Raw genomic sequence first — 12,096 nt, forward strand, 5'->3', positions numbered from 1 at the left:
CCGATGGACCTGAGTTACGGCCCGGAATACGAGGCGTTCCGCGATGAGCTGCGCGCGTTCATCGCCGAGAACCGCCACCGTGCCCCGGCCGCGCCCGGCGCGGCGCAGCGCGCCGGGGCGGACGCGGTCGCGTGGCAGCAGCTGCTGCTCGAACACGGCTACACCGCGCGCACCATTCCGCGCGAATATGGCGGCTTCGGTGCCGAACCCGACATCCTCACCTCGCGCATCATCGCCGAGGAGTTCGCCGCGGCGGGCGTGCCGGGCGGGCTGTCGAACCAGGGCATCTCGATGCTCGTTCCGACGCTGCTCGAGCTCGGCACGGAGGAGCAGAATCGCCGCTGGATCGCGCCGACGCTGCGCGGAGAGATCGTCTGGTGCCAAGGGTATTCGGAACCGGGCGCGGGCTCTGATCTGGCGGCGCTGCGCACCAGCGCGCGCGAGGAGAACGGCGAGTTCGTCATCAACGGGCAGAAGATCTGGACCAGCACCGCGCATCAGGCGGACATGATCTTCTGCCTCGTCCGGACGGAAGCGGACGCGCCCAAGCATGCGGGGATCAGCTACCTCATCTTCTCCATGAAAGCACCCGGGATCGAGGTGCGCCCGCTGCGCACGATGACGGGCCACGCCGAGTTCAACGAAACCTTCTTCACCGACGTGCGCGTGCCCGTGGACCAGATCGTCGGCCAGCGCGGGCAGGGCTGGATGGTGGCCAACGCCACGCTCGGTTACGAGCGTGGCATGCTGGGCGACCCGGCGGCGCTGGAGAATCGCCTCGCCGCGCTCGTGCAGCTGATGCACGATGAACGGATCGACGGCGTGCGCGCGATCGACAACGCGGCGTTGTGCGACCGGCTGGTGGCGCTGCAGGCCGAAGTCGCGGCGATGAAGTTCAACGGCCTGCGGCTGCTGTCCAATTCGCTGAAGGGCGAACCCGGCGGCCTCGCCAAGCTGATCGTCAAGCTCCAGTCGTGCGAACTGGCGCACCAGATCTCGGCGCTGGCGATCGACGCCATGGGGGAGCTCGGCCTGCTGTACGGCGGCAGCCGGCGCGAGCGGGCGGGCGGAAGCTGGCAGTGGAACTACATGTTCCAGCTCGGCCTCATCATCGGCGGCGGCACCGCGCAGATCCAGAAGAACATCATCGCCGAGCGGGGGCTCGGCATGCCGCGCGAGCCGAAGCTGGAGCACGCGCGCGCACCCAAGGCGGAGGCGGCATAGATGGATTTCGGTCTTTCCCCCGAGCAGCGGATGCTGCGCGACGCGGTCGATCGGCTGCTGCGCGAACATTGCCCGCTCGATCACGTCCGCGAGGTCGCGGAGGGCGGCCATGCCGTCAGTGCGGCGGTGGTGGCGGCGCTGTCCGAGCTTGGCCTTTCCGGCATCATGGTGCCCGAGGAGCACGGCGGCCTCGGCCTGGGCCTGCTCGATGCCTCAGTAGTGGCGGAGGCGCTCGGCGCAGCGGTGGCGCCGGTGCCGTTCGTGGCGCGCTGCGTCCTCGCCCCGCTTGCGCTGCGTCTCGCCGGCTCGCCGGCGCAACAGGCGCAATGGCTTCCGCGCATCGCCGATGGCAGTGCCCGTTTCGGGGTGGGACTGACGGAGTTGGTCAGCCGACGTGATGGCAGCGGCGTGACGGCGGACAATGGCACGCTACGCGGCACGGCGCTTTTCGTACTCGACAGCGCCGACGCCGACGCCTTCATTCTTGCGGACGAGGATGGATCGTTGCACTTGGTCACCGGCCACGCCGACCGGCTGGAGTTTGTCGCCCTACCCACCATCGACCTCACCCGCGCCGTCGGCGAGCTGCGCCTGGACGGTGTCGCAGCCGAGCCGCTCGGCAACGATACTGGCGACGCTGCCCGCATGCTGGTCGCGGCGGGCCGGGTGCTGCTCGCCGCCGACGCGGTGGGGTCTGCGGACGCCATGATCGCCAAGGCGGTCGCCTACGCCGGCGCGCGCGAGCAGTTCGGGCGGGTCATCGGCAGCTTTCAGGCGGTCAAGCACATGTGTGCCGAGATGGCGGCGCGGCTAGAGCCTTGCCGCTCTCTCGTCTGGTATGCTGCGCACGCGTTCGACGCGGTGCCCGAAGAGGCGCTGCTGATGGCCTGCCATGCCCAGTCGCATACCGGTGAAGTGGGGCGCTTCGTTGCGCGCACCGCCACGGAGGTTCACGGCGGGATGGGTTTCACCGACCTTCTTGGTCTCCACTACTGGTTCAAGCGGATCGGCTTCGACCGGCAAGTCCTTGGCGGTCCGGAGATCGTGCGCGCGGAGGCTGCAACGTTGCAGGGTTGGGATGCGCGCGCCGCCTGAGGACAGGAGAGGAAGCCATGACGCAGTGGAACCTGGGCGATATCCTCGACGCGATCGAGCCGGTGATGCCCCACGACGCCCCCGCGCTGATCCACGGCGACCGGGTCATCACCTGGCCCGAGATGGCGCGCCGTTCAAACAACATCGCGCGGGCGCTGCGTGCGCGGGGCGCGGGACCGGGCACCAAGGTCGCCTTCTACATGCGCAACCGGCCCGAGTATGGCGAGCTGATGGCGGCGTGCTTCAAAGGTCGGCTGACCCACGTCAACATCAACTATCGCTATCGCCCCGACGAGGTGTTCTACATCTTCGATGACAGCGACAGCGAGGTGGTGGTGTACAGCGCCGAGTTCCGCACATGCGTCGACGAACTCCACCCGCGGCTCAGCAAGGTTCGCACGTTCGTGGAAATCGGCCCTGAGGCGGAGCGCGCTTCGTTCGCGTCGTCCTATGAGGCGCTCGCGGGCGACGGCGACGGCGCGCCGCTCGGCATCGCGCGCTCGCCCGACGACGAGTTGTTCATCTACACCGGCGGCACGACGGGGATGCCGAAGGGCGTAATGTGGCGGCACACCGACATGCGCGAGGCGCAGCTCGATGCGCAGCGGCTGATGGGGCCGACGCCCGCCGACCTCGCCGAGACCGCGGCGCTGATCGCGCGCGATGGACCCGGCCGGCGTACGATGCCCGCCTGCCCGATGATGCACGGCACTGGCTTCATCACATCCATCGGCACGCTGATGAGCGGCGGCTGCATCGTGACGCTCGGCGGTGAATCGTTCGATGCCGACGAGTTGTGGCGATCGGTCGATCGCGACCGCGTCGAATCGATCGCGATCGTCGGTGACGCTTTCGCTAAGCCGATGCTGGCCGCGCTGGATGCCGCGCGCGGGCGCTACGACACGTCCAGCCTCGTCACGATCGTTTCATCCGGGGTGATGTGGAGCCGCGAGGTGAAGGCCGGGCTGATCCGGCACATCCCGCAGGTCGTGCTGATGGACAGCTTCGGCGCTTCGGAAGGGCTGGGGTTCGGCCTGTCGGTCACCAGCGCGGCCGGCGAGACGGCGACCGCACGCTTCACCATCGGCGGGCTGTGCGACGTGTTCGACGAGCATGACCGGCCGGTCGTGCCGGGCAGCGGCACGCCCGGTTTCATCGCGCGTAAGGGCGCGATCCCGATCGGCTACTACAAGGATCCGGAGAAAAGCGTGAAGACGTTCCGCACCATCAACGGCGTCCGTTACTCGATGCCTGGCGACTGGTGCACCGTCGCCGCGGACGGGACGCTGACGCTGCTCGGGCGCGGCAGCGTGTGCATCAACACGGCGGGTGAGAAGGTCTATCCGGAAGAGGTGGAGGAGGTGCTGAAGACGCATCCAGCGGTCGCAGACGCGCTTGTGGTCGGCGTGCCCGACGAGAAATGGGGCCACGCGGTAACGGGGGTGGTCCATGCCGCACCGGGGGCGACAGTGGACGAGGCGGCGGTGCGCGCTCACGTGCGCGCCGCGCTCGCCGGCTACAAGACGCCCAAAGCGATCGTCGTCACCGACCAACCGCTGCGCGCGCCGAACGGCAAGGCGGATTACAAGGCGGCGACCGACATCGCCGTCGCGGCAGTCGCTGCGCGATGACGGGCGTGCCCGACATCGACGCGCTGGTGATCGGCGCGGGCTTCAGCGGGATCTACCTGCTCGGGAAGTTGCGCGAGAACGGCTTCAACGCTCGGCTGGTCGATGCGGCGGCGGAGCCGGGCGGCATCTGGTACTGGAACTGCTACCCTGGCGTGCGAGTCGATTCGCATGTTCCGATCTACGAGTTCTCGGACGAGCGGGTGTGGCGCGACTGGACCTGGTCGGAACGCTTCCCAGGCTGGCGCGAGTTGCGTCGCTATTTCCGACATGCCTGCGACGTTCTCGACCTCTGGCCTGCAATGACGCTCGGCGTCAGGATGCGCTCCGCCGTGTTCGACGAACATGCCGGCTTCTGGCGAGTGGAACTCGCCGATGGAGAGCGGCTGACCACCCGCTATCTGCTACCGTGTACCGGCTTTGCGGCCAAGGCGTACATCCCGTCACTTTCGGGACTCGACAGCTTTGCCGGCCCGGCCCACCACACCGCCCACTGGCCGCAGGAGGGCATCGACTTTGGCGGCAAGCGCGTCGCGATCATCGGGACCGGCGCGAGCGGTGTGCAGGTCGCTCAGGAGGCGGCACGCGAGGCTGCGCAGCTGACGATCTACCAGCGCACACCCATCCTGGCTCTGCCGATGCGCCAGCGCCCATTGACCGCGGCTGAGCAGGAGCAGGCCAAGCCCGGTTACCCCGAGATCTTCCGTCAACGCCGACTGAGCAGCGGCGGGTTCGAGATCCTGCGGCTCGACCAGTCCGCGCTCGAGGTGTCAAGCGAGGAGCGCACCGCAGCGTTCGAGCGGTTGTGGGCGGCGGGCGGCTTCCACTATTGGGTCGGCAATTACGCCGACATCCTGGTGGACGAGCGCGCCAACCGGCTGGTTTACGATTTCTGGCGCGACAAGGTGCGCGAACGAATCACCGATCCCGCGTTGCAGGAGAAGCTCGCGCCAAGCCAGCCGCCGCATCCGTTCGGGGTCAAGCGGCCGTCGCTCGAGCAGACTTATTACGACATCTTCAACCAGTCGAACGTCGAACTCGTCGACCTGCGGGAAGAGCCGATCGAGCGGATCCTGCCCGACGGCATAGCCACGAGCGTCGGTGAGCGCCGACACGACGTCCTGGTGCTCGCGACCGGTTTCGACGCGGTGACGGGAGGGCTGATGCAGATGGACATTCGCGGGCGCGGCGGGGCGACGCTGGCGCACGCGTGGGGCGAAGGCGCACGCACGCATCTCGGCTACGCGGTTTCGGGCTTCCCTAACATGGTGTTCCTCTACGGCCCGCAGAGCCCGTCCGGCTTCTCCAATGGTCCGACTGCCGCGGAGGTGCAGGGTGACTGGGTCGTCCGGTTCCTCGAGCATCTGCGCACGGGCGGGTGGTCCCGCTTCGAGGCCGAGCCGGACGCGCACGCGGCATGGGCGCGCCACATCGACGAGATCGCCGCCATGACGCTCTTTCCCAGGGCCGATTCCTGGTACATGGGAGCGAACATCCCAGGCAAACCGCGTCAGCTACTCAACTATCCGTCTGTGGTCGGCTATGCCGAGATCTGCGATGCGGTCGCCGAGGCGGGCTATAGCGGTTTCCGGCTGTCGGCATGAGCGCCGCCGAGGCTACCGGATCGTCGGACATCGACCCGATATGGGCCGAGGACGGGTCGCACCTGCCGGACTGGTTCGTCGATGCGCTGGCCGTTCCGCGGGAAGAAGGCTTCGTCACCGTAGAGGGCGCGCAGATCCACTACCTGCGCTGGGGCGACCGCGCAAAGCCGGGCGTGCTCATGGCGCACGGCTTTCTTGCCCATGCGCGCTGCTGGGCGTTTATCGCGCCGTTGCTCGCCGCGGACTACCATGTGGTCGCCTATGATCTTGCGGGCATGGGCGACAGCGACGCGCGCGCGGGAATCGACGGTGACGGCCGCGGGCGCGAGATGATCGCGGTGGCGGAGGCGACCGGGCTGTTCGACGGTGATGCGCCGCCCGTGATCATCGGTCACAGCTTCGGCGCGGGGGTCGCGGTGACCGCGATGACGATCGCGGCCGAACGGTTCGCGGGCGCGATCATCTGCGACCTGATGATCATGCGACCCGAGGCGCTTGCGGCCTATTGGCGCGGCGGACGCGGCAGCCCCGGCTCGGGCGACGCGAACAAGCCCACCAGCCGGTATCCCGACTATCCAACCGCACGCGCGCGCTACGTGCTGGCGCCGCCACAGCCCGCGGGCCAGCCGTTCCTGCTGGACTACATGGCCTATCATTCTCTCCGGCGGGACGGGGACGCTTGGACGTGGAAGTTCTCGCCCGCGGTGTTCGCGCGCGGCAACTCTGCGGACGAATGGATGACGATGGGTCGCCGTGTCGCCGCGGCGCCCGGTCGGCTGGCGATCGTCTACGGCGGGCACAGCGCGCTCTTCGGCAGTGATTCCGCGGCATATCTGCGCGAACTGGGAGCGGGGACGATCCCGATCGTCGCGGTGCCCAACGCGCGCCATCACCTGATGCTGGACGAGCCACTCGCCTTCGCGACGGCGCTCAGAAGCATCCTTGCTCTCTGGAGATCGGCCCGCTGAACCAATCAGGAATGTCGGGTGTGATCCTCGTCTCCGGAGGATTGTCCGACGGCGAATTCCAGCTGCGCAAGGCACAGTTTTCCGGTTCCGTTTCGCTCGACGCCTTCGGCATGCACCACTGCGACACGACGCCCTACGCGCACCAGCGTCGGCGTCGTGCTGACTGCGCCCAGTCTGACCGGGGCGAGAAATTGAAGGTTCATGCTGATCAGCCGGCAGGACTGCCCTGGCGAGAGTGTGCGGGAGAGAGCAAGCTGTGCGGCCAGCTCAAGAAAGGACGCGATCGCGCCTCCATGCAAGGCGGGCAGAATGGAATTCCCGACAAGCTCCTCCGTGGGGATCAGCGTGAACGTTTCACCGCTTTGCGTCATCATGGTACCGAGTAGCTTCGCAAAGCCGTTCCGCCCGGTACTGGCCCCGATCGCGCCTTCGTTCATGGGGCGACAGCCCGATTGATCGAAAAGACGCCTTGGGCAGTCGCGATCAGGTGAGACGGATCTGTATCCCAGACTTCGGCGCGTACGAACGCACGGTGCTCGGTCGCGTCGTAGCAGTGAGCCCACGCCGTCGCGGGGCATCTCGCCTCGGCGGATCGCACATGGTCCACCTTCAGGTTAAGGGTGGAGATCGCCAGCCGTCTGCCCAATCGGGACATCACGGCAACGCCGCAGGCCTGATCGATGAGGCTCGTCAACACACCGGTCGCGAGCGCCTCCTCCTCGTCCGCCAGCTCCGCGTGCCAATCGACCCGGAGCGAACTGAGCCCGTCGCCGATCGAAACGAGCTCAAGGCCCAGCCGATTGCCCCACGGTATGTCGCCCGGTCGCAAGCTCAAGTCTCCAGCCATAAAACCCCTTCCTGCCCAGACGATTCCTGTTCCCCGCCGCGCCCATAAGCCAACCATGCGAAAACGGTACGGTTTACTTACTAGGGTTCCCGCTTTAATGGCTGCTGCCTGCGATGGAAACGCGATCCAACAAATTCCTTGTGCTCGCGGTCACCGGCCTTCTGCTGAGCACGCTTCTCGTCTTCACCCTTTGGCTTTTCGATGCGCGAAGTGGAGACGGAAACCCGTATCTCATCCGTTTCACCGGGAGCGTCGCCGGCCTGGAAAAGGGATCACCAGTGACGTTCTCGGGCGTCCCGGCGGGCCATGTCACGTCCATACGGTTTGACGGCGCTGATCCCTCAGCGGTTCTCGTCACCATCAGCCTCGAACCGGGAACCCCCATCGTCACAGGTGTCAAGGCAACGATCGCGCGATCCGCACTGGCAGGGACGGCCAACATCAGTCTCGACGGCGCAAAGTCCGGTGCATCCCCGATTGTCACGACGAGGGACGGTGAGCTTCCCATCATCCCCGCCAAGGAGGGTGGGCTTCTTGGCGGGGGAGGGGATCCAGTCGCGCTCGTGGACAAGATCAGCCGAACTGTGGACTCAGTTTCGCGCAACCTTGATGCCGCACAACAGCAGCGGGCCAGCGATCGGCTGGCGGCGCTCGCGGAGAGTTCCGCAGGCTGGGCAGACAAGGCTGGAGCGGCATCTGACGCGCTTACCGGCGCCCGCGGGCGTGTCGTGGCCCTGGGGGACGCCTTGCAGCGATCCGGCGAAAGCGCCGAACGGTTGGAGAGCGCTGTGGTAGAAAGCCGCGCAACCGTCCTCGCCAGGGCGAACCGTGCGTTGCTGAATGCCCGTGGCGGAGCCGTGCGTCTCACGGCTCGCGTCGAGGCTGTTCGACCCACGATCCGCAGCGCGACCGCGAAACAGGCCCAACTGCGTGAAACCGTTCGTTCAGCAAGGAAGAAGGCAGGCGCTGTCAGAGATACGGCCGTTCGCCTCGATCAGGAAGGGCTGGGTGTGGGTGCACCGTCCCTCCCGACCTACAAGCCGGGGTCGCGGCAGTGATCGACCGCGACACGATAGGACAACTCTGGTCGGAGAGCGGGCTGGCAGGCGAGGAACCGACCGTCCCGGCGTGATCCTCGTCAACGGGTCCGGATCGCGCTACCCTCGCTCCAGGAGAACGAGATTGAGCGATGACGAGAAGAAGAGCCGGCGCCCAGGGAAGATGGGCAGACCGACGACCGAGGACGCGCTCCGACTGACTTCGCATATCCTCAAGAGCGCCCGCGAGCTGTTTTTCCAGCACGGATTCGACGGCGCCAGTGCCGACATGATCGCCGAACAGGCGCGCATCTCCAAGCGAACCCTGTACGCCCGGTTCGGCAGCAAGGCTCGCGTGTTCGAGGCGGTCATCCTGGACGAGATCGACACGCAGCTGCGCGCGCTCGAACCCTCCGGCAGCGACGAACCCGACATCGGGTCGCGACTTCGCGTCATCGCCGATCGCCTGCTTGAGTGGCTCCTTACCCCTCGGATCGCCTCCATGGAGCGCGTCGTCATTGCCCAAGCGGTGCGTTTTCCTGCACTCGCGGCGAACATCCACGACTTCGGCTATCAGCGGGCTGTCAAGTGGGTGGCCTCCATCCTCGCCCATGCCGATGCCAAGGGCGAGCTGTCGCTGGCGGACCCGGTGTTCGCTGCCGAGCAGTTCGTCACGCTCGTCGTCGTCGCGCCCATGCGCCGCGCGGCGCTCGGGCTGTCTCCTCCCGCGTACGACGATGCAGCTCGCGAACGTATCTTGCGCGTGATTGATCTGTTTATCGACGGCTGCCGTCCGCGGCACGTCGACAAAGGGGCCATGTGATGCTCGTCAAAAACGACGAGCCTCAGCTCGGTGAGCGCGCGCGCCTTGCCGAACTTATTCAAATCATGGGCCGCCACGGGCTGAACGGCTTGGCCGCTCGCCTGGGTCTGCTGCCAGGTCGCTCGGAGCAGCCGGCAGACGTCGGTACGCCCGAGCGGGTCGTCGCGCTGCTGCGGGACCTTGGACCTGTCGCGGTGAAGCTGGGGCAGGTGCTCGCGACCCGTGAAGACCTGCTAGGGCCGGAATGGGTGCGTGCGCTGTCAACGCTGCAGGATCGCGTGACACCGCTGCCGTTCGAGGTGCTGGAGCCGACGATTCTGGCTGCGCTCGGCTCCCCGATCGAGGATGTGTTCGCGCGGTTCGACCGCGAGCCGATCGCCGCGGCCTCGATCGCACAGGTTCATGCTGCCACCCTGCGCGACGGAACCGAGGTCGTGGTCAAGGTACGCCGGCCGGGAATCGCGGAACGCGTCGATGCCGATCTGCGGCTCATCCGCCGCATCGCGCGGCTTGCGGCTAGGCACTCACCGGAGGTCCGCCGCCTCAAGCCAGACGAACTGCTCCGGTTTTTCGCGGAGAGCCTCTCGCAAGAGATGGACCTCAGTGCCGAGGCGGCAGCCTGCGAGAGCATCGGCGCCTTTCTGCAGCCGCTCGGAGTTCGTACGCCGGCCTTTTACTGGGATCAGGTCGGCCGCCGAATCAACGTGCAGGAACGGCTCAACGGCATGCCGGTCCGCGCCATTCTCGACGGGGCGGGGGAGGGCGGTGCGGACGTCGCCGGCAGATATGCCGATGCGGTGCTCCGGATGATCATCTTCAACGGCCGGTTCCATGCGGACCCGCACCCCGGCAACGTCTTTGTCCTGGCCAACGGGTCGTTGGCGTTCATCGACTTCGGCGCGGTCGGCGTGCTCAGCCCCGCCCGGAGGAACGAGGTGGTCACGCTCGTCCTTGCCATCGCTGGCGAGGACACGCGATCGGTGACGGATGTGCTGCTGCAATGGTCGGGCGAGACCGACGTCGATCGCCAGGCTCTGACGCGGGACCTCGACGCGCTGATCGGGCAGTTCCGCGGCGCGGTGCTCCAGCAGATCGAGCTTGCCGACATCTTCGGACGTGTTTTTGCTCTGCTACGAACGTACCGGCTAGCGCTGCCGCCCGATCTCGCCCTGCTTCTGCGAACCCTGCTGATCGCGGAAGGCTTTGTGCGACGGCTCGATCCCGGCTTCGACATTGCGGCACGAGCCGCACCGATCGCGCGCGAACTGCTGCGGGAGCGGATCGGGCCGGCTGGCCTCAAGCGGGGCGGACGCCGGCTGGCGACGAGCCTTGGCCGTCTGGCCGCGGCGTCGCCTGAGCTGGTGACTTTCGCCGAGCGGGTCGCGCGGTCGGGCGCGCTGCCGATCGAGTTGCAGGGAGGCGCGGCTCCCTCAGGGCCGGCTTCACCCCGTCGCGCCGATCCCAACATTCTGTCTGCCGGTCTGCTGGTCACCGGCGCGATCCTTCAGCGCGACCATGATATCATCGGCGCGATGCTGATGGCGTCCGCGGTGCTGCCCGCCGGCTTGGCTTGGTTCGCGAGTAGGTCGAGGCGCTGATGCCCTGTGGCCCAACCTCCCGCGTCCTCGGTTTCCGCCCATCATCCATTGCGCGCTTGTTCCGCCGCTAGGGTGTCATCGCCGAAGCTGTGGAACAACCCAAGGGAGGCGACGTTCTCTAATAAGTAAACCAGCCGGTGTATAAACGGCGGTCCGGTTCCATCGAATAAAGGTCGTTGCGTGTACGAGCATCTGGAACACCAACCGCATACACCGCCTGAGGAGTGGTCGGATTTTGGTGCCGCACTTAGCGACCTGATGCCCAAGCTGGCGAGCTATGCGCGATCGCTGGCCCGGAACCCCGATGCTGCGCAGGATCTCGTTCAGGAAACCGTGCTGAAAGCCTGGCGCAGCCGCGCGTCTTTTGAGGCCGGTACAAATTTAAAGGCGTGGACATTCCGGATTCTTCGTAACTCGTTTCTGTCGCAGGTTCGTCGTCGAGGTGCGGTACAGGCGAGCGAGACCGCCGAACTCGTCGATATTCCGGTGGCGTCAAATCAGGAGTCGGTCGTGACGTTAGGCGATGTCCGCCGCTTGTGGCCGCGCCTGACGCCCGAGCAGCAGCGGTGCATCCAATTCGTAGGCATCGAGGGTCTGAGCTATGAGGAGATAGCCACGATCGAGCAGGTGCCTGTCGGCACGATCAAGAGCCGCGTGGTAAGAGGGAGGCAAATGCTGCGTGCGCTACTGGATAATGCGAATAGCGGTGTGGGGCACGGTTCGGAAGCGCAGGTTGTGACATCGAATACAGTTAGTCAGGCTGAACCGTCTACGATCGACGAGGTACACGAGAGACAGATCGAGCTGCTTCGTATCTGGCGAAAAGAGCGCGCGGCTGCTCGCTATCTGGCAGGCTGAAATCGGCCCGGTCGGTTCATCCCGGTCTGGTGGCGCCAATCTGATATCAGATCGACCAGCAGTCGTCTTGCCGCTGGCGACAGCGCACAAAAGCACGAGGCGACCGCGGTTGGTCGAGCGGATTTAGCCTCATGGCCTGTCCTACCAGCCAGCATCCTCCAGAGCATCATGCGCTACCTGGCTTCCGATCTGCTCCTCCTTCCACTTCTTGGCATCCAGGCGTTTCCCCGTCACCGCCACGGCAGCGTCGGAGCAGAGCCAGAGCAGCGGCGGCACCACGATCTCGGGTGACAGCAACCCGTGGCGTGCGCTGTCCGGCAATCCTTTCGGGGATCATGCCGGTCATCGTCGCTCCTCCTGTAAGCGTCCGGTCTTCTCCGCCTTGCTGACGAGGTGATGCGCAAGCCACAGGTG

The 12,096-nt window shown here is 66.5% G+C and carries 11 protein-coding genes; 9 read left to right on the forward strand and 2 right to left on the reverse strand.

Translation table 11 applies throughout. The annotated features are described in order from the left end of the window. The first annotated feature begins 3 nt into the window (after window positions 1-3). The 5 genes from Q0579_RS03175 to Q0579_RS03195 are packed head-to-tail and all read left to right on the forward strand — an operon-like array spanning window position 4 to window position 6,519. The gene (locus tag Q0579_RS03175) at window positions 4-1,224 is read left to right on the forward strand and encodes an acyl-CoA dehydrogenase family protein (protein WP_298808996.1); all 1,221 of its coding nucleotides are present in this window, start codon (window positions 4-6) and stop codon (window positions 1,222-1,224) included. Beyond that, a complete protein-coding gene (locus tag Q0579_RS03180) occupies window positions 1,225-2,319 on the forward strand; it encodes an acyl-CoA dehydrogenase family protein (protein ID WP_298808998.1) in 1,095 nt (364 codons plus the stop codon). A gap of 17 nt (window positions 2,320-2,336) precedes the next feature. After that, window positions 2,337-3,950, forward strand: a complete 1,614-nt coding sequence (locus Q0579_RS03185; protein WP_298809001.1) for an acyl-CoA synthetase — start codon at window positions 2,337-2,339, stop codon at window positions 3,948-3,950. 5 nt (window positions 3,951-3,955) lie between these two features. After that, window positions 3,956-5,551, forward strand: a complete 1,596-nt coding sequence (locus Q0579_RS03190; protein WP_298809004.1) for an NAD(P)/FAD-dependent oxidoreductase — start codon at window positions 3,956-3,958, stop codon at window positions 5,549-5,551. After that, window positions 5,548-6,519: an alpha/beta hydrolase gene (locus Q0579_RS03195; RefSeq protein WP_298809006.1), complete on the forward strand. Its 972-nt coding sequence runs from the start codon at window positions 5,548-5,550 to the stop codon at window positions 6,517-6,519. The genes Q0579_RS03190 and Q0579_RS03195 overlap by 4 nt, the downstream gene beginning before the upstream one ends. 5 nt (window positions 6,520-6,524) lie before the next feature. Here the strand turns inward: Q0579_RS03195 and Q0579_RS03200 are convergent, their stop codons facing one another. Together Q0579_RS03200 and Q0579_RS03205 are read right to left on the reverse strand one after the other, a co-directional pair. Further along, window positions 6,525-6,956 carry a hotdog domain-containing protein gene (locus tag Q0579_RS03200; protein ID WP_298809007.1) on the reverse strand — a complete coding sequence of 144 codons (432 nt, stop codon included), beginning with the start codon at window positions 6,954-6,956 and terminating at the stop codon, window positions 6,525-6,527. Further along, window positions 6,953-7,366 carry a PaaI family thioesterase gene (locus Q0579_RS03205; protein ID WP_298809010.1) on the reverse strand — a complete coding sequence of 138 codons (414 nt, stop codon included), beginning with the start codon at window positions 7,364-7,366 and terminating at the stop codon, window positions 6,953-6,955. Before Q0579_RS03205 ends, Q0579_RS03200 begins: the two co-directional genes overlap by 4 nt. A 113-nt stretch (window positions 7,367-7,479) precedes the next feature. On the opposite strand from Q0579_RS03205, the gene Q0579_RS03210 reads away from it, so the two are divergent. The 4 genes from Q0579_RS03210 to Q0579_RS03225 all read left to right on the forward strand — a co-directional run bounded on the left by Q0579_RS03210 (window position 7,480) and on the right by Q0579_RS03225 (window position 11,682). Then, the gene (locus Q0579_RS03210) at window positions 7,480-8,424 is read left to right on the forward strand and encodes an MlaD family protein (RefSeq protein ID WP_298809012.1); all 945 of its coding nucleotides are present in this window, start codon (window positions 7,480-7,482) and stop codon (window positions 8,422-8,424) included. 124 nt (window positions 8,425-8,548) lie between these two features. Next, on the forward strand, window positions 8,549-9,226 hold the full coding sequence (locus Q0579_RS03215; protein WP_298809014.1) for a TetR/AcrR family transcriptional regulator: 678 nt from the start codon (window positions 8,549-8,551) through the stop codon (window positions 9,224-9,226). Further along, window positions 9,226-10,824, forward strand: coding sequence for an AarF/UbiB family protein (locus tag Q0579_RS03220; RefSeq protein ID WP_298809015.1), 1,599 nt, complete (start codon window positions 9,226-9,228; stop codon window positions 10,822-10,824). The genes Q0579_RS03215 and Q0579_RS03220 overlap by 1 nt, the downstream gene beginning before the upstream one ends. 180 nt (window positions 10,825-11,004) lie before the next feature. Then, window positions 11,005-11,682 carry a sigma-70 family RNA polymerase sigma factor gene (locus Q0579_RS03225; protein WP_298809016.1) on the forward strand — a complete coding sequence of 226 codons (678 nt, stop codon included), beginning with the start codon at window positions 11,005-11,007 and terminating at the stop codon, window positions 11,680-11,682. Window positions 11,683-12,096: the final 414 nt, after the last annotated feature.

It is taken from the genome of uncultured Sphingomonas sp., from assembly GCF_936927845.1.
Lineage (GTDB): Bacteria > Pseudomonadota > Alphaproteobacteria > Sphingomonadales > Sphingomonadaceae > Sphingomonas.